Origin of the sequence: Streptomyces sp. NPDC001832 (assembly GCF_040297265.1) — a bacterium.
GTDB lineage: Bacteria > Actinomycetota > Actinomycetes > Streptomycetales > Streptomycetaceae > Streptomyces.
In genome coordinates this window covers 19,432-45,265 of the sequence record NZ_JBEOYU010000033.1, presented here as the reverse complement: position 1 = coordinate 45,265, position 25,834 = coordinate 19,432, and the positions used below count along the sequence as shown (strand labels likewise).

The following is a 25,834-nucleotide window of genomic DNA, read 5'->3' as shown; positions in this document are numbered from 1 at the left end:
GCGTCTCCGCCCCCGGCTCCGCGCTCCCCGCCCCCGGCTGTGTACTGCATCCCCCGAAGCAGCACACGAGGAATACGCAGGCTCCCACTGCCCGGCCGATACGTCGCATCACGCTCCCCTGTCCCCTAGCAGGCGGCTATGGGCGCCGGCCAGACCGCACGCACACCGGCCTCGCTGCCCTCTCATCGGTCCAACCCTGCGTATCTGGCCGGGGACGAACCTTGAGTCGACCTTGAATCGCCTGGTGAGTGCGGTCGCCAGGTGACTAACGTGAACAGGGAAAGGGGGGCGTGGGATGGTAATGGAGTTCGGCCTGCTCGGAACGATCGAGGCGCGTCTGGACGGCCGTTCAGCGGACATGGGGCACATGCGGCAGCGGTGCGTACTGGCCGCTCTGCTCCTGGACATCAACCGGGAAGTCGCGGTGGACTCGCTCATCGACCGGGTGTGGGGTGACCGGGCGCCGCAGCGGGTCAAGGGAACGCTGTACGGGTATCTGTCCCGGTTGCGCCAGGCTCTGGCGAACGCCCCGGAGGTGACCATCTCACGGCGCCCCGGAGGCTACGTACTGGAAGCAATGCCACTGTCCGTGGATCTTCACCTCTTCCGGGACCTCATCGCGCGTGCCCGGACAACCAATGACACCCAGGCGGCACCACTGATACGACAAGCACTCGGACTGTGGCGAGGCGAACCATTCACCGCCGTGGACGTCCCATGGTTCTACGACCTGCGCCAGGCATTGGAGCAGGAGCGCTTCTCAGCGGAAACGGATTACATCGACATCCAATTACGCGCCGGACAGCACAATGAACTACTGCCCCGGCTCACCGTGCTCGCCGATGAACACCCACTGGACGAACGACTGGCCGGTCAACTCATGCTCGCCCTGTACCGAGCCGGGCGCACCGCAGACTCCCTCGCCCGTTACCAGCACATCCGTCGACGTTTAGCGCGTGAGCTGGGGGCCGACCCGGGACCGCCTCTACGCGGGCTTCACCAGCAGATCCTGGCCACCGACCCGACGCTGACCCTTCCCAAAGCATCTCCAAAGAACCTCCCGACGGGCGCGGCAACATCACCGGTGCCCCGCCAACTACTGGCTCCCCCAGCACACTTCGTCGGCCGGGACACGGAACTCGCCGTCCTGGACAAGATGCTCGCCACCCAGCCCGAGCCCCGCACCACCCTGCCGCTGTCAGTGATCTGCGGTTCCGGCGGGGTCGGCAAGTCCTGGCTTGCACTGCGCTGGGCCCACACCCGCAAGCAGCACTTTCCCGACGGGCAACTCTTCGCGGACCTCCACGGGTTCACACCCTCGGGAAAACCGGCAGACCCCTTCATGGTGATCCGCCAATTCCTCGACACCCTCGGTGTCGAGCCCGGACGGATCCCGATCGCCTCCGACGCCCAGGCAGCCCTGTACCGCAGTCTCCTCGCAGACCGGCACATGCTCGTGGTCCTGGACAACACCCGCAACACCGAGCAGATCCTGCCCCTGCTACCAGGCACACCCACCTGCACCGTCATAATCACCAGCCGCGACCAGCTCACCGGACTGACCGCCTCGCACCACGTCACCCACCTGACAGTCAACCCATTCGACCCCACCTCGGCACGCGAGCTTCTGACCGGCCGACTGGGCTCCGAACGCGTCGCCGCGGAACCCGACGCCGCCACCACCCTGATACAACAATGCGCCGGACTGCCCCTCGCACTGAGCGTCCTGGCCGCACGCATCACCACCAACCCGGTATGCACCCTGACCGCCCTGACCGAGGAACTACGCGAGAGCACCACCCGCCTCGACGCCCTGGGCACCGGTGAAAGCGCCACCGACGTACGCACCGTCCTCGCCTCCTCCTACCGCGCCCTCGATCCAAAGACCGCCCGGGTGTTCCGCCAGCTCGTACAGGCCCCCGGCCCCGACATCACCCGCCCCGCCGCCAGCAGCCTCACAGGCCTCGCCCCAGCACCGACACACACCACGCTGCACCGGCTCCGAACCTCCCACCTCCTCCAGGAACACGCCCCCGGCCGATTCAGCTGCCACGACCTGCTACACACCTACGCTCTCGAAATCACGGACTCCATCAACGACGCGGAAGGCCAGGAAGCCCGCACCCGAATCCTCGATCACTATCTGCACACCGCCTGGTCGGCCGACCGGCTCCTGCACCCGCACCGGGACCCCATCCACCTGCCACCGCCAGCCGACGGCGTGCGTCCCGAAGACCTCACCACTCACGAGCAGGCGATGGCATGGTTCATCCAGGAACACCCCACCCTCGTGGCCGCCGTACACCAAGCCGAAGGCCACGGCCACAACACCCACGCCTGGCAACTCGCCTGGGCTCTGACAACCTTCCTGACCCGGCGCGGACAGTGGAACGACATCGCGACCGTCCACACCACGGCACTGACCGCCGCGACCCGCCTCCACGACACAGCCGCCCAAGCCGAGTCCCACCGCGCACTGGCCTGGGAACGCACCGAAGCCGGCGACCACGACGCGGCCCAAAACCAGCTGACCCAGGCTCTGTCCCTGGCCCAAGACAGCGATCAGGCCCTGTCCCAGGCCCACACCCACCTGGCCCTCGGCTGGCTCCACGAACACACCGGCAACCGGCCGGCGGCACTGCACCACGACAGCCAGGCAGTCCGCCTCTTCACACAACTCGGCCACCAAGCCGGACTGGCACGCGCCCTGAACGCCGTAGCATGGGACCACGCACAGCAAGGCAACCACCAAAGCGCCATCGCCCACTGCAATCAAGCCATCACAATCCAGAAGAAACTCGACGACCTACGAGGACAGTCCGACACCCTGGACACCCTCGGCTACGCCCACCAACAACTCGGCAACCACTCCCAAGCCCTCACATACCACCAGCACGGCCTCGAACTCCACCGCACCCTGGGCCACCGCTTCAACGAAGCAGAAACTCTGGTACACCTCGGAGAAGTCCACCACGCCATGGGCAACCAGAACGCTGCAAAACACTCCCTGGAACAAGCCCTCGACATCTACCACAACATAGAAGTCCACCCATCACGCATAAAGCAAACCCGCGCACGGCTCCACACACTCAACACAGACACCACCACCACGCCGTGACCCCAAGTCCGGCGCAAACGTCAACGCACACGAAAAACGCACACAACACGACACCGCACTCGCAACACCCAGCTGACCGGCCACCGAAGGCTGGGAAAACGGGGCCACTGGCGCATGCCCAGCACAGCGTGGTGAGGGTGATGGCGGGTGGGGGCTGCTCGCAGGCCTGGCGCAGTCCAACAACCGCACCGTCCTACACAGCTGCGGCAGGCCCAGGCACCCCCTCGGCCTCATTGTCGGGGAAACGACAAGGCATCCAGGAGGAGACACCCTCATGCACACAGACCGGCCAGAAGCCTGCGCCCCTGACACAAGGGCATGCCTTGTGTCAGGGGCGCGGTCAGGATGAGGCAAGTGTGAGGGTCAACGCACAGCGTAGGCCCTGATCAAGGTCTGCTCGACCTTGCTGCCATTGGTGTCCTGCGCCTTCACGCGCAGCGACACATAACCCTTCACCGGATTACGGACCGACACCTTGTAGTGGCCATCGCTCCTGGACTTCACCATCGCGGGGCCCCAGGTAGCACCATCATCGGTAGACACCTCCACCTCCACCCCGTCGATGTCCGCGGTAACGCCGGCCTGCAAAGCGAACGCCAAGTCGAAGTCATAGGCGCTGCCACCCTGGGTGGTGTTCTCCGCATCCAGGTCCAGACCATACTTCGGCCAGAGCAGCGCCAGATTCTCCTTGGCACCCGTCGGCCGGGCGGACGTGAACGTCCACGCTGTGCTGGTCCGAGTGGACAGCGGGAACCACGCCGGGCGCGACGTGTCGAGGGTGATCCGGTACGTCGCAGGTTCGGCGCCGACCGGCAACCCGCGCAACGAGGGGTAGTCCGTCTCCTTGAGGAGCTTCCCGTCCTGGTACACCCGCATCATCGACGTGTCGGCACTGTGTGCGAACTGGCTGTAGTGCCCCGGTTGGCTGTCACCCATCTCCGGGAGGATGAGGGTGACCTTGTCGCCCTCGCGGAACGCGTAGGATGCCTCCGGTCCGGCCGGGCCATTCGCCGCGCCCAGCCAGGTCTCTTCGCGCTGCTCGCCCGGCTTGTAGTTACGGATGACGTCCTTCACGCTGCGGGCGATTTCCATGCGGTCCGGGTAGACCGTGTGGAACCATCCCATGTCCTTCATCGTCGGCCACTTGCTGCCGGTGGAGTACCACTCCTCCCGGTCCACCGGCGCGTCGAAGTAGTCCAACACCTGGGTGATGAAGAACTCTCCCGGACGGATCGCCGAGTCGGTCTCGCCGAGGTAGCCGCCCTCGGGGCCGCGGTAGTGGGACTTCACCACGGCCGAGTTCTCCGCCGTGACCGCGTCGACGGGGTCGGCCGGAATTCCACCGGGAACCATCATCGCGATGTTGTACACGTAGGGGTGATTGCCGATGCCGTGCAGGTTGATCTGCGTGGGACCGTCGGCCATCCGGTCGAAGAGCACCGCACCCTGATCCTGGGTGAGACTCCAGGCGGGGATGGCAGTGCGGGCGACGCGCGGCACGATGGTGGCGAAGGGGCCGGGCCGGTCGTTGACGATGATCACTGCCTTGGCGCCGGCACCGGTCACCGCGGCGATCTGGTCAGGAGTCTTGCGGGTGGCATCGCGGGTGACGACCGCCAGCTTGCCGGTGAGGTCCTTGCCGGCCAGGTCCTGCGGCCGTGCCATGCCGGCGTCGACCGCCTGGAGCGTGCTGGGGCCGTGCAGCTGGGCCGCGTACATCACCGGCTCGAGCGGGAGTGCGCCTTCCTGTCCGGCAATGGACGCCCGGATCACCGGCGAGTACCTGCGCTGCTGGAAGTTGAACTCGAACATGCCATTCGTCACCGGCTCGGTGGGCACCACATAGGCGTGGTCCCAGAGCGGGCTCGACGCGCCCTTCATGAAGTCGATCCCCGGCTTGCCGGGGAGCCGCTGGCGGTATCCGAGCTTGTAGCCGTTCGGCTCGGACTCCTTGGGCGTCGCGACCTTGACCTCCTTGCCCAGCCGGGCATCCAGCATGATCGTCTGATTCGCCTTCAGTTCCAGCATGGGCTCGCCAGCGAGGGTGTGGTTCAGGATCTGGCCCGAGGCAGGGTCCGTCGTGTAGACGACACCCATGACGGAGTAGCGTCCCAGCGGCAGTGCGACGGTCTTCGTTCCGCCCTGGGGGAAGACCGTGCGGACGACTCCCGCGTCCAGGTCGAAGGCCGCGAGTTCGGCGGACGCCGGGTTTCCGTTCCGGTCGATCGTGTTGACGGTGAGGTCGACGGTGGGTACGTCCTTCGTCGCGCCGACGGTGGTGCGGATCGCGGTGCCGTCGGCGGCGGTGGCTGTGATGATGCCGGTGTAGTCGCCTATGGCGCCGAGCTCGGGGTGGTAGGTCACCGTCACGCTCGCTGTGGAGTTCGCCGGGACCGTCACGCTGTTGGCGCTGAGTGTGAACGTGCCGTCCGGCGGGGGCGCGGTCTCCCCGACGCTGAGCAGGCGGAGCGACAGCGTCTTGTCCGTGGAGGAGGTGTTGACGTAGTTGACCGTCTTGGTGACCGGCGCACTCTCGGCCGACTTCTTGCCCATGCTCACCACGGCGGGGCTGGAGTAGACCGTGGCGTCGATCGCCTTGGGTACGTCGACCCGGCCGCCGCCCTGCTGGTGGGCGGTGTAGGAGCCCTGCTTGGCGGTGCTGACCAGCACCTGCTTGAGCCGGTCGGCACTCCAGTCCGGGTGGCGCTGGGCGAGGATCGCCGCGGCGCCGGACACATGCGGGGTGGCCATCGAGGTGCCGCTGGCCGAGGTGTAGTTGCCGTTGACGGGGGTGCCCATCGTGGTGCCGGCGGCGCGCGCGGCGACGATGTCCACGCCTGGTGCGGTGATCTCCGGCTTGACCGCGAAGGTCTCCTTGAGCGGGCCGCGGCTGGAGAAGCCCGCGAGCTGATCCTGCTTGTTCACCGCGCCGACGGTCAGCGCGTCCTTGGCAGCGCCCGGCGAACCCACGGTCCCCTTGCCCGGGCCCGTGTTGCCGGCCGCGATGACGAACAGCGCGCCGGAGGACTCGGTGAGCTCGTTGACGGCCTGGCTGATCGGGTCGGTGCCGTCACTGCCGGCAGCCGAGCCCAGGCTCATGCTGACGACGTCCGCGCCCTGAGCCACCGCCCACTCCATGCCGGCGATGACTCCCGACTCGGGGCCGCTGCCGGCGTTGTTGAGGACCTTGCCGATGTACAGGTCGGCGCCCGGTGCCACACCCTTGTACTTGCCGCCCGACGCGGCACCCGAGCCGGCGATGGTCGAGGCGACATGCGTGCCGTGACCGTGGTGGTCGACCGCATCGGGGTCGTCGGTGAAGTTTTGTGTCTTCTTCACCCGGCCCGCCACATCGGGGTGGTCGGGGTCGATACCGGTGTCGAGAATGGCCACCTTGGTGCCGGTGCCGTCGTAGCCGGCCGCCCAGGCTTCCGGCGCGCCGATCTGCGGCACGCTCTGGTCCAGCGTCACATGCACCGGCTTGTCGAGCCAGAGCTTCCTGATGCCGCCGGCGAGCTTCGGTGCCTTCGTCGCGGCGGCGCTGTCGTCGTCGACCGCCTCCCAGAACGTCGATGCCTTCTTCTTGCCGGCGTGCAGCGCCACCGCGTTGGCGCTGGGCAGCTCGTCGGCCTTCACCGAACCGGCCGGTGCAGCCTGCTTCAGCGCCTTGCCGGCCTTGCCCGGCGCGCCCGGGTAGGTGGCGATCAGCGGCACGGCGGGGCGGTGTGCGTCGTCGTAGCCGTAATCGATCAGCTTGGTGACGTTGAACAGCTCGCGGTCGAGCTCGTTCGCGGCGAGGTACGGCTGGGCCTTGTCCGGGATGACGTAGACCTCGTCGCCCACCTTCATGGTGGAGAACGCCGTCTCGGTGCCGTCTTCCGAGGGCGCGACGGTCGCAGCCTGGAAGCCGTTGGCGTGACGTTCCAGCGTTACTACTTCGCCGGTGACGAGGGTGAGCTTGTGTGTGGCGACAACAGGGCTGTTCTGCTGGGTCTGTTCGGCCTGGGTTGTCGGCGTCGCTGCGGCGGCCACGGGGAGGACGCCGAGCGTGCCGACCACACAGGCGGCGGTGAGCATCCCCAGGACCGCCCGTACTGGACGGCGTGTCAGCCGGTAGGCTGTAGGGGCAGTTGAGCGGTCTGGGAATCCGGTGGACCCAACCAATCGTGACTGTCTCATTGAGGCGATGACCTTCTCTGAGAGGGAACGAAGGCGCACAAAGGCCACGCGGTCGCGGAATTCGGCGCCTCGTCGGATCACTCCATGTGGTGGTTGTGCTGCTCTTTCATGTGCGAGCGGTGAGCAGCATCAGGTCGGCGGACCGCGCGCCGTGTTGCTGCCGCGGCCGTGCGCCGCGCCTTCCTCGCTGCCCGTCGCCAGCGGTCGGCCGAACCAGGCCCGCATCTGGTCCCCCCGGTCGCCCCGGTCGCCCGTCATTATTCGGCGTACGCGGGTCATCTCAGGGGTTCCTCCAGGAGTCGGCACCGGGGTACGCCAGGGGGCGGCCCGGTTCGTGTGGCGCCTGTCGGGAGGCGCGGTGCGATGGGAGAGCACCGGAACTCTTCCACGGCCAACCAGCGGCAACCGCGGATACCACTGCGGGTAACCGACATGACGGCGATCCGCCAAGTGGCAAAAGATTTGCGCTCCGCACTCCGGGGATCGCGCCCCTGGAGCCGGCGGATTTCAGGAACACCCTCAGGTCAACGCGATATACTGATGCAGATTGTGCAAGCGATTTGCAAAATGAGGAGGGTCATGGTTACTCGGGCGAGCGACGCCGGGACGAACCAGAGCGTCGAACGAGCGGTCTCGGTGCTGCGCGCACTCGACTCCGGCCGCGCCGAACTGCGCGTCTCCGACGTCGCCGAACTCACCGGGCTGGGCTCCTCCACCACCTCCCGCCTCCTGTCCACCCTCGAGCGCCTCGACATGGTCGAACGCGACCCCGTCAGCAACCTCTACCGGCTCAGCCTCGGCATCCTCCCGCTCGCCGCCACCGCCACCAATCGCCACCCCGTCCACCGCGCCGCCCGCATGGTCCTCCAGGACCTCGCCACCCGCACCGGGCTGGGAGCCAACGTCGCCGTCCGCCGCGGCACCGAGCTGCTGTTCCTGTGCAATTTCGAGGGAGCCCGCGCCCCGAAGTCCTACACGCAGGCCGGGCACACCGCCCCACTGCACGCCACGAGCATCGGCAAGTGCCTCCTCACCGGCCTCACGGCCAAAGAGCGCCGCAAGCTGCTTCCCGAACCGCTCGCGGCACACACCGACTACACGACCACCAGTCACGACCTCCTCGACGCCGAGATCGACACCGTCCGCCGCACCGGCTACGCAATCGAAGCAGAAGAACGCGCCCTGGGCCGCGCTTCCCTCGCCGCGCCCGTCCGCGACGTCTCGGGTGATGTCGTCGCCGCCATCTCCCTGTGGGGCCCCGCCTCCCTCCTCGGCAACCGCACCGAAGCCGAAGGTCAGCGTTCCACCCTCATCCGCGAGGTCATCGAAGCCGCCGACGTCATCAGCCAAGCACTCGGCGCCCTCTGAACAGCGAAGGAGCCGGGGGAAGACCATGCGGTCTTCCCCCGGCCCCTTCGTTGCGCGTGGCTATGCGCCGTACGCCTTGAACGCGATCACGTGCGCGTGCCGCGCCCCGTGCGTCGCGTCCACCACAAGCCGCAGCGCGTCGGTGCGCACGGGCCCGCCGTGCGTACCGTTCAGTTCGTGCACGCGGTGGCGGCGGCGATTGCCCGTCACCGTCAGCAGCGTGCGCCAGGTGCCGTCGGGCTCGCGGCTCTGGATGCGGTAGTCGCGGACCAGTTCCGGCATGACCTCGAATGGGGTGCGGTGGCGGTGCAGGTTGTTGAGGTACTCGTCGACGTCGTCGTCGAACACCACGCGCGTTTCGGTGAGCTGCTGCTCCTCGTCCCAGTCGAGGCACAGCCACTGCGTGGCCCGGTCCGGGTCGGGCAGCAGCTCGGACGACCACATCTGCGGGCCCCCGTAGGGGCGTTGGAATCCTCCGACGGCGCGTTCGGGCAGGAACGCGGCGGTGTCCGGGGTCGCGCGGAAGCCGAAGGTGCGGCGACGCAGGCCGCGGGCCTGCCATTCCAGGACCAGCTGGCCGTCCTCCTCCGGGATGTCGTGGTCGACGGCCGCGTCCCCCTCGGCCCTGCTGCGCAGGGCGAGGACACCGGCGGTGCGCTCGGGGACGAGGACCAGCGCAAGGCCCGGGCAGGCGCGCACGATCAGGACGACGTTGTGAGGGGTGTCCGGGTGGTGGTCGAGGCGGGCCGTGACCCAGTGGGGGCCGGCGGCGGGCACGGTCACCGTGGTGGTGAGCAGATGATCGACGGGGACAGCGTTCTCGGGGCGGCCGGTGCTCCACAGTTCCACGGTGAGTTCGCTCGGCCGCTCGCCCGGGGCGCCGTGGACGAGCAGGTCGACCGTGTCGAGTGCGGGGTCCACCGGCAGCAGCAGCGCGAGGTCGCGGGTGAGCGGGTACGGCTCGCCGGGCGCGGCCGGCGTGGGCTCGGCGGCGAGGCGGCTCAGGTGCGAGGAGGCGCTGACGCGGGCCGTGCGCGCCAGGTTGTCGGGGTCGTCGTCGGCGAGGCCGATGACCGAGGCGTCCTGCCGCAGCAGGGCGCGGCGCACCAGCTCGGGGCGCTTGGCGGCGAGTTCGCGCGGGCCGATGCCCTCGGCGACGCACAGCGCGGCTGCCGTTCCCGCGGCCTCGCCGAGCGTGGCACAGGTGGCCATGACGCGGGTGGCACCGAAGGCGATGTGGGTGGCGGAGATGTTGCGCCCGGCGAACAGGAGGTTCGTGACGTTCGCCGAGTACAGGGAGCGCAGCGGGATGTGGAAGATGCCGTCCGCGTAGCGCTGGCGGGCGCCGGGCTCGTCGGCGTACATGCCCTGCACCGGGTGGAGGTCGATGGACCAGCCGCCGAATGCGACGCGGTCGTCGAACTGCCGCTGTTCCAGGATGTCCTGCTGGGTCAGCATGTGGTCGCCGAGGAAGCGGCGGTACTCCCGCTTGCCGGGGAGGCTGCCGACCCACTCCAGCGTCAGGTTCTCGGCGTCCGGGAACTCGCCGGAGTTCTTGATGTGGTCCCAGATGCCCATGATCACGGACTGGAGTTCGTCGCGGATACGCTCGTTGTCGTGGACGGTGTCGAGCTCGCCGCCCCACTCGATCCACCAGTAGTCGCAGCCGTTGTCGCCGGTGCGCAGCACGCGGTTGCGCAGGATGGGTGTGGTGGTGAGGTCTCGGGCGGAGGCGGGCGGTACGAACTTCACCGGCCGGCCGGTGTCCTTGGTGTGGAACAGGATCGTCGATCCGAGCAGCGCCTCGTCCTGCTCCTGGGGCGCCCAGGGTTCGCCGAACTCCTGGTGGGACTCGCGGCCGATGCGGTAGCGGGCGCCGGCGAGGTGGCCGAGCAGGCCGTCGCCGGTGCAGTCGAGGAACTGCTTCGCGTGGAAGGTGATGCGCCGCTCGGAGCCCATCATCCAGCCGGTACAGGAGTGCACCTCGCGTGCGCCGTCCGGGCCGCTCGCGTCGGCCTCCCGTACGTCGGTGTTGAGGTACAGGTCGATGCCTGGCTCGGCACGGACGGCGTCGAGGACCACCTGGTCCCAGTAGTACGGGTTGCCCTCAGGGTTGCGGTACTGGTTCTCGGTGTACAGCTCGCCCATGATGCCGGTCTCGCGGGCCCAGCGGTGTACACCGTGGGCGGTGGCGCCGCAGACCCAGACGCGGATCTCGCTGCTGGCGTTGCCGCCCAGGACGGGCCGGTTGTTGACCAGAGCGACGCGTTGGCCGAGCCGGGCCGCGGCAATGGCCGCGCAGGTCCCCGCCAGGCCACCGCCGATGACGGCGATGTCGTAATGGACCTCTTCTTCCCGCACGGTGCGGCCTCCTTGATGTGAAGCTCGGATACTCTCCGCCGCAGCGGAGCCGCCATGAACGTACATCACATGCATATTGTGCAACCACTATCCATGCAGTGGGATGTGTTGTAAATTTCCGGCACGGCCGACGACACTGCCGCCGCGGGCCGGCGGCCGAGTCCGGCCTGTTCGGCGACGTCGCCGGTCTTGCACGGAACCGGCGATTCATCGACCAAAAGGGTTGACGCCGTCGCACAATATGGAGAACGATCCCGCATGCTGCAACTTGAGTTCAACGGAGCATGCATGGCATTCACACAGGGCCTCGGTCGAAGCAGGGGACGGGGCGGCTCATCGCTCACGCCCGGCCGCGTCGCATCCGCCCGCCGGCGCACGGCGCCCCGTGCCACTCCCCGCACCAACGCTCCCGCCCCGTTCGAGAGGACACACCCATGAGTACGGCCGCACCTCCACACAAGGCCGCTCCACGCCGTGAGCGGTCCGGCGGACGGCTCTCCAACGGCGCGTTCGCACTGCTGCTGACCGCACCGGGGCTCGCCCTGTTCGCGACGGTCATCATCTACCCGCTGCTGTCGGCGCTGTTCACCGGCTTCTTCAAGCAGGATCTGCGGCTTCCGGGCCGGGAGTTCGTCGGCCTGGACAACTTCGCCTACTGGCTGGACGGCGAATTCCTCACGATCCTCAAGCAGACGGTCGTCTTCACCGTCGGTGCGACGCTCGTCCCCTTCGTGGCCGGCTTCGCGCTCGCGCTCGCGCTGAACTCGGGCCTGAAGGGCAGCGGCTTCCTGCGTGGCCTGTTCCTGTTCCCGTGGGTGATCCCGGGCGTGGTGGTCTCCTTCCTGTGGATGTGGATCTTCAACGCGAACTACGGCGTGCTGAACGGCATCCTCATGAAAGCCGGAATCATCGAGGAGTCCGTCTCCTGGCTCGGCCAGCCCGGCACCGCCATGCTCGCCGTCATCGTCACCAAGACCTGGGCGAGCTTCCCCTGGATGATGGTGATGCTCCTGGCCGGCCTGCAGACCGTGCCCAAGGAACTGCACGAGGCGGCCTCAATGGACGGGGCGGGCTCGATCCGGCGCTTCTTCGCCGTCACCTGGCCGCAGGTCCGCGGTGTCGCCTCGATCGTGCTGCTCCTGGAATTCATCTGGAACTTCCAGCACTTCGACACCATCTACGTACTCACCGGCGGCGGCCCGGCCGGCACCACCGAGACCTTCGCGACCGCCGTGTACCAGACCGCCTTCAAGGGCTTCGACATCGGCCGGGCAACCGCGCTGGGCGGGCTGTGGATGCTGCTCCTGCTCATCCTGGTCGCCATCTACCTCAGGATCACCGAGCGGAAGGGCGACGCCCGATGACCTCCACGACCTCCACACCGCTGACCGGCACCGACCGGCTGGCGCCGTCCGCCACATCCGCCGGACGCACCTCGCGGCGCCGGATGCGTAAGGACCTGCTGCGCTCACGGATCGCCGCCTGGACCGCGGTCCTGGTGATAGGCGCCTTCGGCATGCTGCCGGTCTACTGGCTGCTGGCCACCGCCCTGAGCAGCCCCGAGCAGACGTTCCAGTTCCCGCCGAAGCTCGTACCCACCGACCTCACCATCAGCAACTTCACGGCCCTGGCCGAGAACGACCAGCTGATCACGTACCTGGTCAACTCCCTCATCGTCGCCTCGATCACCGCCGTACTGAGCGTGGTCGTCGCCACGTACATGGGCTACTCGTTCTCCAAGTTCCGCTACCGCGGGCGGCGCTCGCTGATGCACCTGGTACTGGCCTCCCAGATGTTCCCGCAGGCGCTCCTGCTGGTGACGCTGTACGCCGTGTTCTCCAGCTTCGGCCTGCTGAACACGTACACCGCCCTGGTGGTGTCCTTCACCACGTTCACGATGCCGCTGTGCGTCTGGATGCTGAAGGGCATCTTCGACACCATCCCGGACGCCCTGCTGGAGGCGGCGTCCATCGACGGCGCGTCCCGATGGCGGACGCTGCACTCCATCGTGGCGCCGCTGGCCGCGCCCGGAATGATCGCCGCCGGCCTGTTCGCCTTCGTCCGCGGATGGAACGACTTCATCTTCGCGGTGACTCTCGCCGACAAGGAGAAGCAGACCCTGCCGCCCGGCCTCGTCTCCACCTACATCGGCGAGTTCCAGACTGCCTGGCCCGAGTTGATGGCCGCCTCGCTGGTGGTATCCGTCCCAGTGGTCGTCGCCTTCATGTTCCTGCAGCGCTACCTCGTCGGCGGCATGACCGCCGGCTCGGTCAAGAGCTGAGCCCGCGGGCTGTGTCCGCCCCCTCCCCCCACGTCCCCTTCCGCCCACTCCCCCATGGAGACACCATGACCACCTCTGGCATCAGCCGGCGCGGCGCGCTGCGCATGTTCGGCATCGGCGCGCTCGGCGCGGCCGGCGCCGGCGTGCTGGGCGCCTGCGCACCGTCCGGCGCCAGCACCTCCTCCAACGGAGGCGACACGAAGTCCAAGAACTTCGACTTCACCTCCTGGTCGCTCAACGAGGAGGCCGCCAAGCCCGCGATCGAGAAGATCATCGCGGCGTGGGAGAAGGCCGAAAACTCCAAGATCCGCGCGGTCTCGTACCCGTACAACGAGTACCTGAGCCAGCTCACCCTCAAGCTCGGCGGCGGGGAGACGACCGGCGCGGTGCACCTCGATATCGCCTGGCTCGCCGCGGTCGCGCAGATGGGCAAGCTCGCCGACCTCGGCTCCGTGGCCCTGAAGGGCGGCTACACGGACGTGGCGCTGAACAGCGGCGTGTACGACGGCAAGCAGTACGGCCTGCCGTGGAACACCGGCTCGATCGGCGTGATCGCCAACTCCGAGCTCCTGGAGAAGGCCGGCATCAAGAAGCACCCCACCACCGTCGAGGAGTTCGAGGGCGCCCTGCGGGAGCTGAAGGGCCTCGGCGGCGGCATCGTGCCCTACGCCGCGGCCACCAAGGTCGCGCAGCTCAAGGACATCTTCCCGTGGATGCAGACCTTCGGCTGCACGCTCATGGAGGACAACAAGGTGACCATCGGCGACGACGCCTCCGTCGACGCGGTCACCTGGTACAAAAAACTGCACGACGCGAAGCTGATCGCCGCGGACGTGGACCGCTTCGACGCACGCGCCCTGTTCGGGCAGGGCAAGGCCGCCTTCTACGACGACGCCATCATCGGCAAGGGCGTGACCGCGGCCCAGTCCAAGGACAAGACACTGGCCGACGCGATGCAGCCGATGCAGCGCCCGGTGCTGCGCTCCGGCGACACGCCGCAGGCGCTGCTGTGGGGCGGCGTGATCGCGGTCGTCAAGGGCAACGGACAGGAGGCCGCGACACGGTTCGCACTGCACACCACCTCCGACCGCGCCACGGTCACCGAGTACTTCGCCTCCCGCGCCCTGCCACCGTCCACCACCGCGGGCCTGTCCGACCCGAAGGTCGCAAAGGACACCTTCACCACCGAGTGGACCGACAAGATCACCAAGACGGCGACCGGCAGCCCGTTCTGGCAGTTCGCACAGAACGCCCAGATCGAGGAGGCCGTGGCCAAGCAGGTCCAGGCCGTCCTGGTCGGCAAGTCGAAGCCGAAGGACGCGATGAAGAAGGCCGGCGAGGAGATCACCGCCCTCATCAAGCGCTGAGCCGGCGCGCGGCGGGTCCCGGGTCCGGTGAAGGCCGAAACAGCCTCCACCGGACCCCTTGCCATGCCGCACACGCATTCCCCAAGACGTATCTCAGATCCGTACTGTGCAACCCCTGTTCATGATCTGGGGTCTGCTGTAAGTTTCCGGCGCAGCCCAGATGAATGCGGTCGTGAAGCACTCCACACGGGGGCTGCCGATCGGTCTAAACGCGTTGACATCACCAGACGGCTGCGGGGGGCGGACCGACCCGCGAGGCCGCTCCCGTTCGCCTCCCCATCACTCCCGCGAAGGAGTTCACCTTGCGACGTCCCACGGCACTCGCCCACGCCGCCTCGGCCGCGGCCCTGGCCGCCCTGCTCGCACCCGTCCCGGCCGCCCAGGCCGACAGCAGGGGCGCGGCAGCCGCGGCGACGGTGATCGAGAAGGTCCCCTACGCGATGGACTCGTCGAACCAGGCCGCCTGGTGGACGCCGGTCGCCACGTACAAGGGCCGCGGCCAGTACACGTACTTCGCCTTCAACGAGCCCGGCTCGACGGCCGCGACGCACCGCCCGGCCATCGCGCGGCGCGACCCGGACGGGGTCTGGAGCCGTCTGCCGCTGCTCGACAAGAGCGGGCAGCAGGCCGAGTTCCCCGACGACAACGGGCACAACCAGCCGTCCGTCGCGCGCGACGGCAGCGGCCGCCTGCACGTGTTCGCCTCCATGCACGCCAACGCCTGGCGCTACTTCCGCACCGAGGCCCCCGGCGGGGACGTCACGGACCACGCGGCCGAACTGCCCGACCAGGGCGTGGGCATCACCTACCCGATCGTGACCACCGCACCCAACGGCGATCTGTACCTGGCCGCCCGCGTCGGCGCCGGCGCCGATCAGCGTCCCGGCAAGCTGTACCGCTGGGACAACGCCGTCGCACGCTGGAGCACGGTCGCCACCTTCGCCGGCGCACTGAACCGCTCCGTGTACCCCGACGACCTGATGGTGGACGCCGACGGACGCGTGCACCTCCTGTACGAATGGGCCAAGGCCCCGGCGACCGGGTTCCGCCACCAGCTCTCCTACCTGCGCTACGACCCGGCGACCGGCGCCTTCGCGGACAGCGCGGGCACGGCCGTCACCACCCCCGTCACGCCCGGCACGTCCGACGTGATCCAGGACCTCACCCCAGGTGAGGAGTGGAGCATCGACAACGCCTACACGGGACCGGCGGTGCAGAGCGCCAAGCTCACCCTCGACGGCTCCACCCCGAAAATCGCCTACCGCTACCGCCCGGCCGACAGCGGCGGCAACTTCCGCGTGTACTACGCGTATCCGAGCGGCGGCGGCTGGGCCCGCCAGACCGTGTACGCCGGCGGCCAGACCGCCGCCGCCCTCGGCATCACCTGGGACGAGACAGAGGCCAAGCGGGTCTACTACGTCACCGGCTCCGGCACCGACCGCGTCTTCGCCGCGACCGAGTCGGACGGCACGTGGATCTCGCAGTCCGCCGCGCCTGGCGTGAGCGCGGACCGGCTCGCGGTGCGGCGGGACTCGGACGGGAACGACGTGCTGTACCTACCGGACACCACACACAACACGCTCTACTACGCACACCGCTGAGACCCTGCACTCGTTCGAGGAGACGGGCGGTGACGAACCGCGCCGAGTCCTCACGTACGGGCCGGTGGAGGTGACGGTGTACCAGCCGGGCCGCCCATGAGGGCGGCGAAGACGGCATCGCTGTCCCAGCGGAGTGGCGCGTGTGGCTGGCGGCAGCAGCCGAACCACCCACCTTCGAATCAAGCGGTGAATGACCGTCGCCTCGCTGCCGTTCGTGTCGCCGCACGTGAGGGCCACGATCGGGTGAGGTTTTGGCCCGATGGTTCGCGTTCGGAGTGTTTCGGCTGGACGAAAGACGGAGGTCGATAGCTTGAGCCCGCGGGTCTTCCGGCTGTGTTCCTGACAGGCGCAGCCGTGATGGGCCAGCCCGGTGTGCAGTCGGCCGTTTGCCGGCTCGATGAAGCACCGTTCCGTCATGACGCGATGTCGCCGACAGGGCCGGGCCGTGCGCCGGCCTTTCGCATGAAGGAGAGTCTGTGATCTCGAAAAGCAAGAGGGCCGTCCGTTCCATGGCCGTGGCGCTCACCGCAGCCGCGGCGTTCACCGTCACCGTTCCGAGCGGCAACGCCTTCGCCATCGACCACGTCCAGTGTGTCGGGGGCGAGAACTTCTTGAAGATCTGGTCGCACCTCGACGGCCGTGAGAGCGTCGACTGCTACGCGAACGCAGGAAAGACCGACTTCGGCGGGTGGTGGGTCGACCGGATCTCCACGGGCAACAACGACCTGATCTACTACGACGCCAACGGTGACTCGGTGAAGATCGAGCGCTGGCACGACATCACTTTCCCAAACCGCGCGCCAAAGGTCGTCGCCATCCAGATCCTGTGAGCTGACATCCGGTTGCCCCAGGAATGGCGGCCCGTCACGCCCGCAAGGTCGTGACGGGCATCGGCATGTGTCAGTGTCAGCGCAGCGCAACGCTTCCGCCTGGGCGAATGAGGTAGGGCTCCGGCGAAGGGCGCACCGTGCGCCCGGTGACGAAGTCGGCGGCGAGGACCGTCTGCCAAACGGCGGCCCGCTGGCTCGAACTCATCCTTGAGGTGGCCCCAGGTCCTGCAGAGGGCCGCACCGAAGTGGCGGCTCCCCTGGGCGAGTGGCCTGACGTCGTAGATGCCGCCCGACGAAATCTGCCCGGACGTCGCGGCTCGTTCATGTCCCTGCGTTCGGAGTCGGGGTGGGGCGTTGCTCGACGACGCCTTCGGCCGGGATGCCGCGCCAGCTGGTCCCAGGTGCGAGGTGCTCACCCTTCATGAGCAACGACAGTGCGCCGAGCCGGACGTCCTCGCCCACGGATGAGTCGTAGAGCACCACGGAGCGTGTGCCGATGCTCGCGCCGCCTTCGACCGTGACCAGCGACATCTTCATGACGCGGTCTTCGAACAAGTGTGTTTGCAACGATACGCGGAGACCGATCGCGGCGTTGTCCCCGATGTCCACGAGGTCGAACTCCGTGAGAAATGTGGTGCCGATCCAGGTTCCTCTGCCGACACGCACCCCGAAGAGGCGAAGGATCACCGGCAGATACGGCGTCCCGATCAGGAAGCCCGCCCCGGCCGGTACCGCGGCCGCCTCGAAAAGGCCGGTGACGAACTCGGTACGACGCACGAACAGACTCCACAGAGGCTCGACCCGGGGACGGTAGACGCCGACGACCAGGCGCTTGACCGCCGCGCAGTACGTAATGACCACGAGGCTCGCGAGCATTACGAGAACTGGCGTCGCGAGCACGGGCACCAGCAGGCCCGTTCGGCTGGTCAGCCCGGACAGCGCCAGGAGGTACAGGTAGGCGCTCAGGGCCAGCACTGACGCAGGCATCGTGATGCGGAAGAACTCGATGCCCAGGCGTTGGAGCACCGCCTTTCGAGTCGGCCGGAACGTCAGCTCCTCGGGGAATGAGCCGCTGCTCTGCCGCACAGGCAGACGCATCGCAGGCGATCCCAGCCACGTAGTGCCGTCGGTTACGTCATCCTGCGGCGGCACCGTGCTCACTCCGACCAGGGACCCCGGTCCGGTCCGTGTTCCCGAGAGCAGGAGCGCGGAATTGCCGACGAACGCGCGCCGCCCGACCTCGGTGGGGCCGAACGCGACCTGACCGGCCGCGAATGTGGCAGCTCCGACGTTGGCCAGGTCCGCAACGAAGCTGCCTTCGTGGAGGGTGAGCAGGTCGGGGTCGATGTGCGAGACGGTGGAGACCTCCGCGCTCCGGCCGATCCGGGCGCCGAGCAGCTTCAGCCAGGGCACGGTGTAGAGAGTGGCGTACAGCGAGTTGGTGAAGGTGAGGCTGATCTCCAGTAGTTTGTCCGACACCCATTTGCGTACGCCGAGCGAGGAGCGCACCGGATAGATGCCGACCGGCGCTTGCAGCAGGGTCAGGCGCTTGCCGATGGCGACCACGCAGCAGACGGTGAGCACGAACAACGGACCGGACAGCGCGGTGGCGACGATGCCGCCCTTGGTGCCCCAGTTCAGCACCGCCCACCAGAACAGCACGATCTCTGGGAGGGTCGTTGCCAGTGCGGCGGTCTCCAGCAGCACCAGGCCGACGATCGCGGCGGTGAGATGGCGCGGTCGCCATCCGTCCGTGTCACCGTGGGCACGCAGCATGGTCTCGACGTCGAGAGACAGAGCCTGCACGGGGTGCGGTGGCGATCCGGCCCAGCGCGCCCCGGCGGGAACCACCTCATCCTGGCCGATCACGGACTGTTCGCCGAGCCCGGAGCCGGCTCCCATTCGTGCGCCAGGTTCGAGGACCGCGTTGGCCCCCACGAAGGCGTGCGGCCCGATCTCGATCGGCGCGACCGTGACCCAGCCGTCCGATACCTGCCACGGATTTACGGAGACTCCATAGCCGACCGAGGTGTCGCCGCCGACGCGCAGCATGGCCGGCAGCGTGATCGTGCTGGTGGCGATGGTGGTGCGTGGTCCGATGCGCGCCCCGAGCAGCCGCAGGTAGACGCCCATCATGGGGGAGCCGCTGAGCACCGGCAGCGGGGCGAAGCTGAGCAGCAGATTCACCGTCCAGAGTCGTAAGTAGACCCGGCCCCACAAGCGGTGGCGGCCCGGCCTGATACCCGCCGACAGCGGTCGGACGAGGGCGACCGGTACGAGCCAGCGCACGCCCACATAGCTGAGATACGCACCGGCCGTCGTCTGCACCGATGCCCAGACCGAGATCTGGCCACCGTGTCGGCTGTACACGTACGCCACCGGCAGGCCGAGCACAAGCAGCGTCAGGTAGATACCCCCCGCCTGCGCAGCTCCGGCAGCGGCGATCCGGCCGGTGCGATGGCGGATCGGCTTCGGGCGGGGTGGAGCGGCTTGCCGTCCCTTACCGGACGTGGCGCTCAATCGGACCGCGAGGCCGCGTACGGTCGGATACGTGTAGAGGTCACGCAGCGTGGTGCTCGCGCCGATGTCCCGGTCACGCAAGACCGATACGACCTTGGCCGCCAGGAGTGAATGACCTCCGAGGTCGGTGAAGAAGTCCGCCTCGACCGACAGCGCCTCGGGCTCAATCCCGAGTACCTCCGCCCAGGCGTCGCGTACCTGCTTCTCCAACTCGCCCTCAGCTGCGACCAGTCGGCCGCCGCTCGCCAGCCGTCGGCCGGTCGGTGCGGGCAGCCGTTTACGGTCCACCTTGCCGCTGGCCATGAAGGGAAGGCTGGGAAGGACGTCCAGAAAGGACGGCACCATGTACGCGGGCAGTCTGGACCGCAAGTGCTTGTGCAGCCTGGCGACCAGGGTGTTCTCTTCTTCCGCGCGGCCTGAGGCGCGGACCACGTAGGCGCACAGTTCACCGCTGTCCACGGCCCCTGTGCCGCCGCCCCTGCCGCCGCCCGGAGCGGCTGTCAGCGTGGTGACTGCCTCAGCCACGCCAGGATCTTCCAGCAGGACGCTGTCGATCTCGCCGAGATCCACCCGGTATCCCCGGATCTTCACCTCCTCGTCGGCCCGGCCCAGGAACTCGACCTCGCCGTCCGGGGTCACCCGGCCGAGGTCCCCGGTGCGGTAGAGCCTGCTGCCCCGCGGCGCCAGCGGGTGCTCGATGAACCGGACGGCCGTCAACTCCGGCCGTCCGATGTAGCCACGGGCGACGCCGGGGCCACCGATACAGATCTCACCCACCTCACCATCGGCCACACGCCGCAACTGCTCGTCGAGGAGCACCACCGAACAGGTCGGCAGCGGCCTTCCGATCGTCACCACCCGGCCCGGCCTCAGTTCCGCCCAGGTCGCGGTGACGGTGGCCTCGGTAGGGCCGTAGGTGTTGAGCATGCGCCGTCCCGGTCTGCTCCACCGCTCGACAAGCTGAGCGGGACAGGGTTCACCGCCGACGACAACGGTGCGGATGTGCGGCAGCTCCCGTGGGATCGTCTCAAGCAGCGTCGGTACGCAGTACAGAACCGTGATCCGCCGGTCATCGAGGAAATCGCCGAGTTCCGCGCCGAAATAGCCGGAACCAGCCGGACCTGCGACGAGAGTGGCACCGACCGACCACGTCGGCCAGATCTCCTCGATGGAGAAGTCGAAGGAGACGGTCATTCCCTGATACACGCGGTCGTCGTGCCGCACGTCGTAGACCCGGGGAACGACATCAAGAAAGTTGCAGATGCTCGACTGGGCGACCTCCACTCCCTTGGGCCTGCCACTCGACCCAGAGGTGTACATGATGTACGCGACGGGGTCACTGTCCCGCGTACCGGGCTCGGGCGGGTCCGGTAGCGGCCTGGCAGTGGGCATGACGGCAAGTTCACCGGCGTACTCGTCCAACTCGACCACCCGGCACGTGAGACCGGACGAGGCCCGGGCGAGAGAGGACGTGGTCAGCACCAGGTCCACAGCTGCGTCTTTCGCGATGTACGCGAGTCGGTCCGGAGGCGATGCCGGATCGACCGGCACGAGCACCGCACCGGCCTTTCCCACCCCGAGCAGCGACACGTACACCTCTACCGACCGCGGCAGCATGAGCGCGACCCGGGCGCCGCGGCCAACCCCCAGGCCACGGAGAAAGTGAGCGAGCTGGTTGGCACGTGCCTCGACTTCGGCATAGGCCAGTACGTGGTGGTCGCACTCAAGTGCCGTGGCCGACGGAGCACGGTCACAGGCGGATTCGAAGACGTGGTGCAAGCGCCGGTGCGCCTCTCCCGGCGTCGCGCCCGGAACAGCGAGCATCTTCGTGCATCCCGTTCTGTATCGATATCGGTGTGCGGGTCAGGACCGCTGAGCCGGGAACCCCCGGTCCCCCACTCCCCCCGATCGCCGTCACGGCATCCCTTGGACCGGCCGGCAAATGGGGTGCGGCTTCGCGGGGCTCGGTGGCCTCGGAATCATCCAGCCCACGTCCCGCCGGGTACCGCAGACGCTGGGCGGGGTGAGTACGCCGTCTGTGACGATAGACCTTGACGTTGGCCATGCCGTGTCATCACAGATGACGGCCGCTGTGTCGTTGGCCTGAAGGAGGGACGCGAGCCTGAGGGATTCTTCCGGCCTGGCCGTGACGGCTTGGGTCACCTCTTCACCATCATCGACACCGGGATGACGGTCTCAACGACGCCTTTGGTAAGATGCCTTTCGGGACAGCTGGCCTTGTTCGCGAACACGCTCAACAGGTCCTGCTTTCGGCCGTGTCTCGGCCGCCCCCCGCCGAGAGCCGGATCACATACGTTCCGCCTCGCCGTCTGTTCGCGGCCGTCGGCTGTACATTCGAAGTAATGCGCCGATGGCTGTCCATGCCTGATGCACCGAGCCCAAAGCCCCAGATGACCAGGGCGGCTCCACGAACAGCGGCTCCAGACGCCCGGCAGGTGGGCCTGCGCCGAATAGCGGGGCGGCCCAGACACAACTGCCGGACATCCGGCGATCAGCCCACTCTCAAACCTGGAAGGCATGACACAGTACTCAGACGTCACAGCTCCTGCGATAGACGCCCCGGCCCCCGTGCGTGACAGCGGAAAGGCACCGGCGGGCCGTCTGATCGGGCTGGACCTGGCCCGCGGACTCGCGGTATTCGGCATGTACGCGGCTCATGTGGGACCCGACCCTGACCAGGGCGGTGTGATCGGCTTCCTGATGGAGCTGGCCCACGGCAGGTCCTCCGCTCTCTTCGCCTTCCTGGCGGGCTTCGCCGTCGTCCTCATCACCGGGCGCGTGACGCCGAAGACGGGCCAGGCCGGGCGCCAGGCAGTAGCCAAGGTAGTGATCCGGGCCGTGATCCTTCTGGCCCTGGGCACCGCGCTGACCATGACCAGCATCCCGGTCGACGTTATCCTCGCCTTCTACGGCCTGTACTTCCTGCTCGTACTACCGCTGTACCGGCTCGGCGCCCGCCCCCTGGCGGCGATCGCCGTGGGAACGGCCCTCGTCCTGCCCCAGGTGCTCTACGTAATACAGCAGGCGATCGGCGACAGCGGCGTCCCCTCACCCGGACAGCCCGACGGCATCATCTCGCTGCTCTTCACCGGCAGCTACCCGGCCCTGACCTGGATCCCATTCGTCATCGCCGGCATGGCCGTGGCCCGCCTGGACCTGGCTGCCACCGCCGTCCGGACACGCCTGGCCCTCACGGGTGCCGCCCTCATGATCACCGGCTACGGAGGCTCCTGGCTGGCACTGCACGTCATTCCTGGCGCCGCCAACGCCATCGGCCCGGACGGGACAAGCGCGTGGTGGTCCGACATCGCAGGCTATCCGTCCGGTGACACCCCCGCCTGGCTGCTGGCTGCCTCCCCGCACAGTGAGACCACTCTGTCGATCCTGGGCAACACCGGTGTGGCGATCATGGTCGTGACCGTGTGTCTGGCCGCGACGGACGCCTTCCCGCGGCTCCAGTCCCTGGCCCGGCCGGTCATCGCAGTCGGTACCATGTCGCTGACCGCGTACGTCTTCCACCTCATCGGCATCCGCTTCCTGGCCATCGAGGAAGTACCTGGATCGCCGCTGTATGTCCTACTTGGTTTCATCGCAGCCGCCATGGTGTTCGCGACCGTCTGGTTGCGCTTCCAGCAGCGCGGACCACTGGAATGGCTGATGACCAAGGCGACGGGCCTGGCCCGGCACATCCACTGAGCGCAGTACCGGCCGGACCGTCACACCGCCCCCAGCGGCGACTCCCGACGGCGGCTCGGCCGCCGGGAGCTCCACCCACAGGCCGCCGGACTGCCGGGCCGTGCGGTGCTCCAGCAGGCTGCCGATGACCTCGTCGGCCGGGCGGTGGCGAGGCTGCGGGTGACCGCGGGCCCGCCGGTTACGCGCTGCCGTCGGCGGCGCGGCTTGCCAGGTACTCGGTGAGGCCCGTCCCGGTGAGCGGGTAGTAGTCGGACAACCGCCCTCCCTCGTCGAGGCGCCGACGCGCGAACGCCTCGCGGTCCTGGTGCAGCAGCGAGTCCTCGGCCAAGGGGACGGCCTTCTCCTGCGGCACGACGACAGCCCCGTCCTCATCGGCGACGATGAGGTCCCCGGGCGTCACCAACGCGCCTCCGACACCCACCGGAACGTTGAAGGCCGACGGGAAGAGCTCCGTCTGCGAGGCGTAGTGCGGGGTCACTCCGGTGCACCAGACGGGCACACCGAGCGCGCGGATCCGTGCCGCGTCCCGCACCCGCCCGTCCACCACGATGCCGACGCCGCCGCGCAGTTTGAAATAGCGCACCAGCATGTCGCCGAGGCAGCCCGTGAAGTGGCTCGCGTGCGCGGATACCACCAGCACGTCACCGGGCTGCACGGACTCCAGGACGCCCCACAGCGCCGTCTTGCGCTCGGCATCCTCCTGGTCGGCGCCGGAGAAGACGTCCTCGCGCTGCGGAAGGAACTGCAGGGTCACGGCGCCGCCGGTGACCTTGACGTCCGGCTCTCGGTGCAACGGCACGGGACCGTCGATGAAGGTCCGTGTGATGCCCATCTGATGCAGCTTCGCGCAGGCCGTCGCCGCGCTCACGTCCGTGAGGGCCTCCACCATGCGCGCGGTCGGCCGCTTGAAGGACGCGGTGTGGACCGGCGCCAGCATCGAGTCGTAGGTCTGCGCCTCCCCCATCGACGGCGCTCCTTGATCCCCGGTCGGGTTCATTCACATGCCTCTCCGCGCGCTCCGTCGCACGCACCACCAGTGACATTTATCGCCTATCGATGGTAGATAACAGCCGATCGATAAGGACTGTCAACCGCGACAGGAGAGTTCAGTGCCCACAGCATCCATCGGGTGGTTCGAGGCCGCGCGCTTCGGATTGTTCGTCCACTTCGGCCTGTACAGCCTCGCGGCCAGGCACGAGTGGGTGCGCAGCCGGGAGGCCATGTCGCAGGAGGATTACGACCGTTACCTGGAACGGTTCGACCCGGACCTGTTCGACGCGCGTGAGCTGGCACGGGCGGCCCGGGAGGCCGGCATGCGCTACGCCGTGCTGAGCGCCAAGCACCACGACGGCTTCTGCCTCTTCGACTCGTCGCTGACCGACTACACCTCGGTGCGGGCGACGGGCCGGGACCTGGTGGCCGAGTTCGCCGAGGCGATGCGCGCCGAGGGTCTGCACGTCGGCCTCTACTACTCCCTGCTCGACTGGCACCACCCGGACTTCACTGTCGACCGCTATCACCCGCTGCGCGGGACGCCGGCCGAGCAGGAGCCACGGGACATGGAGCGCTACCGCGCGTACCTGCGCGGCCAGGTACGCGAACTGCTCACCGGCTACGGGCCGATCGACCTGCTCTTCTTCGACTTCACCTATCCCGACAAGGGACCGGCCGAGTGGGGAGCACAGGAGCTGATGGCCACGGTCCGCGAGCTGCAGCCGGACATTCTCGTCAACGACCGGCTCGGGATTCCCGGTGACTATGTGACACCCGAGCAGTATCAGCCCGACCGGCCGTTGGAGCGGGACGGCGCCCCGGTGATGTGGGAGGCCTGCCACACGCTCAACGGCTCGTGGGGCTACGACCGGGACAACCACGAGTACAAGGACCCCGCGATGCTGGTCAGGATGCTGGTGCAGTCCGTCGCGTGCGGGGGCAACATGCTGCTCAATGTCGGGCCCACCGGCCGCGGTGCGCTGGATCCGCGGGCCCGGGGCACGCTGGCCGCCATCGCCGACTGGACGGCCCTGCACGAGCGGGCCGTCTGCGATGCCGGACCGAGCACCTTCGAGGCACCCGCGAATGCCCTCTACACCCAGGCCGGGCGCCGGCTGTATCTGCATCTGCTCGCGTGGCCGCTCAAGCAGATCCACCTGCCCGGTCTCGCCGGGCGGGTGCGCTACGCCCAACTGTTGCACGACGGTTCGGAGATCCGTTTCCAGCAGTTGGACGGCACGCAACACGAGCACAACAATCTGGCGCCGCCCAGCCAGGCGGCGGGCACGCTCACGCTGACCGTGCCGATCGCCCGGCCCGATGTGCTGCTTCCGGTGATCGAGCTCGAACTCCTCGGGGATGAGTGATCCCATGACCGGGCCCGGCACGAGCGGCTGGCTCCAGAGGGTTGCCGCAGCACTCTTGAAACATTCGGGGTGACCCACATAGCATCAGTAATCGATAGACGATAGCGATGGGGGTGACGACCGATGCGACTC

14 protein-coding genes are annotated in these 25,834 nt (G+C 68.2%); 9 read left to right on the top strand and 5 right to left on the bottom strand.

Going from position 1 to position 25,834, the window contains the following annotated elements; genetic code table 11:
• Positions 1-295 precede the first annotated feature (295 nt).
• A complete protein-coding gene (locus ABT115_RS22935; RefSeq protein WP_351792889.1) occupies positions 296-3,118 on the top strand; it encodes an AfsR/SARP family transcriptional regulator in 2,823 nt (940 codons plus the stop codon).
• Between the two features lie 363 nt (positions 3,119-3,481).
• Here ABT115_RS22935 and ABT115_RS22930 read toward each other — a convergent pair whose 3' ends face one another.
• Positions 3,482-7,195 (bottom strand): S8 family serine peptidase, encoded by a 3,714-nt coding sequence (locus ABT115_RS22930; RefSeq protein ID WP_351792886.1) that lies wholly within the window; start codon positions 7,193-7,195, stop codon positions 3,482-3,484.
• A gap of 231 nt (positions 7,196-7,426) precedes the next feature.
• Complete coding sequence (locus ABT115_RS22925) at positions 7,427-7,576, bottom strand: hypothetical protein (protein ID WP_351792883.1); 150 nt, start codon at positions 7,574-7,576, stop codon at positions 7,427-7,429.
• 300 nt (positions 7,577-7,876) lie between these two features.
• On the opposite strand from ABT115_RS22925, the gene ABT115_RS22920 reads away from it, so the two are divergent.
• A complete protein-coding gene (locus ABT115_RS22920; protein WP_351792880.1) occupies positions 7,877-8,665 on the top strand; it encodes an IclR family transcriptional regulator in 789 nt (262 codons plus the stop codon).
• Between the two features lie 60 nt (positions 8,666-8,725).
• Here the strand turns inward: ABT115_RS22920 and ABT115_RS22915 are convergent, their stop codons facing one another.
• Entirely contained in the window at positions 8,726-11,026 is a 2,301-nt protein-coding gene (locus ABT115_RS22915) for an FAD-dependent oxidoreductase (protein WP_351792878.1), read from the bottom strand.
• A 434-nt stretch (positions 11,027-11,460) separates the two neighbouring features.
• Between ABT115_RS22915 and ABT115_RS22910 the strand changes: the two genes are divergently transcribed.
• From ABT115_RS22910 to ABT115_RS22890, 5 genes are all read left to right on the top strand, one after another.
• A complete protein-coding gene (locus ABT115_RS22910) occupies positions 11,461-12,390 on the top strand; it encodes a carbohydrate ABC transporter permease (protein ID WP_351792875.1) in 930 nt (309 codons plus the stop codon).
• Complete coding sequence (locus ABT115_RS22905) at positions 12,387-13,307, top strand: carbohydrate ABC transporter permease (protein ID WP_351792872.1); 921 nt, start codon at positions 12,387-12,389, stop codon at positions 13,305-13,307. The genes ABT115_RS22910 and ABT115_RS22905 overlap by 4 nt, the downstream gene beginning before the upstream one ends.
• 65 nt (positions 13,308-13,372) lie before the next feature.
• Positions 13,373-14,674 (top strand): extracellular solute-binding protein, encoded by a 1,302-nt coding sequence (locus tag ABT115_RS22900; RefSeq protein WP_351792869.1) that lies wholly within the window; start codon positions 13,373-13,375, stop codon positions 14,672-14,674.
• 302 nt (positions 14,675-14,976) lie between these two features.
• A complete protein-coding gene (locus tag ABT115_RS22895; RefSeq protein ID WP_351792866.1) occupies positions 14,977-16,275 on the top strand; it encodes a BNR-4 repeat-containing protein in 1,299 nt (432 codons plus the stop codon).
• Positions 16,276-16,751: 476 nt separating this feature from the next.
• Positions 16,752-17,105 (top strand): beta/gamma crystallin domain-containing protein, encoded by a 354-nt coding sequence (locus ABT115_RS22890; protein ID WP_351792863.1) that lies wholly within the window; start codon positions 16,752-16,754, stop codon positions 17,103-17,105.
• Positions 17,106-17,426: 321 nt separating this feature from the next.
• Here ABT115_RS22890 and ABT115_RS22885 read toward each other — a convergent pair whose 3' ends face one another.
• Positions 17,427-21,449, bottom strand: coding sequence for a Pls/PosA family non-ribosomal peptide synthetase (locus ABT115_RS22885; RefSeq protein WP_351792861.1), 4,023 nt, complete (start codon positions 21,447-21,449; stop codon positions 17,427-17,429).
• Between the two features lie 714 nt (positions 21,450-22,163).
• On the opposite strand from ABT115_RS22885, the gene ABT115_RS22880 reads away from it, so the two are divergent.
• Positions 22,164-23,342 carry a DUF418 domain-containing protein gene (locus tag ABT115_RS22880; RefSeq protein WP_351792858.1) on the top strand — a complete coding sequence of 393 codons (1,179 nt, stop codon included), beginning with the start codon at positions 22,164-22,166 and terminating at the stop codon, positions 23,340-23,342.
• Positions 23,343-23,520: 178 nt separating this feature from the next.
• On the opposite strand, the gene ABT115_RS22875 is transcribed toward ABT115_RS22880, so the two are convergent.
• Complete coding sequence (locus ABT115_RS22875) at positions 23,521-24,306, bottom strand: RraA family protein (RefSeq protein ID WP_351792855.1); 786 nt, start codon at positions 24,304-24,306, stop codon at positions 23,521-23,523.
• Positions 24,307-24,415: 109 nt separating this feature from the next.
• On the opposite strand from ABT115_RS22875, the gene ABT115_RS22870 reads away from it, so the two are divergent.
• Positions 24,416-25,702, top strand: coding sequence for an alpha-L-fucosidase (locus ABT115_RS22870; protein ID WP_351792951.1), 1,287 nt, complete (start codon positions 24,416-24,418; stop codon positions 25,700-25,702).
• The last annotated feature ends 132 nt before the right edge of the window (positions 25,703-25,834 follow it).

What these genes read in the sequence shown, in the direction of transcription:
- ABT115_RS22925 (WP_351792883.1), bottom strand. Translation starts at nt 7,576, where the DNA reads ATGACCCGCGTACGCCGAATAATGACGGGCGACCGGGGCGACCGGGGG.
- ABT115_RS22875 (WP_351792855.1), bottom strand. Translation starts at nt 24,306, where the DNA reads ATGGGGGAGGCGCAGACCTACGACTCGATGCTGGCGCCGGTCCACACC.
- ABT115_RS22880 (WP_351792858.1), top strand. Translation starts at nt 22,164, where the DNA reads ATGACACAGTACTCAGACGTCACAGCTCCTGCGATAGACGCCCCGGCC.
- ABT115_RS22900 (WP_351792869.1), top strand. Translation starts at nt 13,373, where the DNA reads ATGACCACCTCTGGCATCAGCCGGCGCGGCGCGCTGCGCATGTTCGGC.
- ABT115_RS22920 (WP_351792880.1), top strand. Translation starts at nt 7,877, where the DNA reads ATGGTTACTCGGGCGAGCGACGCCGGGACGAACCAGAGCGTCGAACGA.
- ABT115_RS22905 (WP_351792872.1), top strand. Translation starts at nt 12,387, where the DNA reads ATGACCTCCACGACCTCCACACCGCTGACCGGCACCGACCGGCTGGCG.
- ABT115_RS22910 (WP_351792875.1), top strand. Translation starts at nt 11,461, where the DNA reads ATGAGTACGGCCGCACCTCCACACAAGGCCGCTCCACGCCGTGAGCGG.
- ABT115_RS22935 (WP_351792889.1), top strand. Translation starts at nt 296, where the DNA reads ATGGTAATGGAGTTCGGCCTGCTCGGAACGATCGAGGCGCGTCTGGAC.
- ABT115_RS22930 (WP_351792886.1), bottom strand. Translation starts at nt 7,195, where the DNA reads ATGCTCACCGCCGCCTGTGTGGTCGGCACGCTCGGCGTCCTCCCCGTG.
- ABT115_RS22885 (WP_351792861.1), bottom strand. Translation starts at nt 21,449, where the DNA reads ATGCTCGCTGTTCCGGGCGCGACGCCGGGAGAGGCGCACCGGCGCTTG.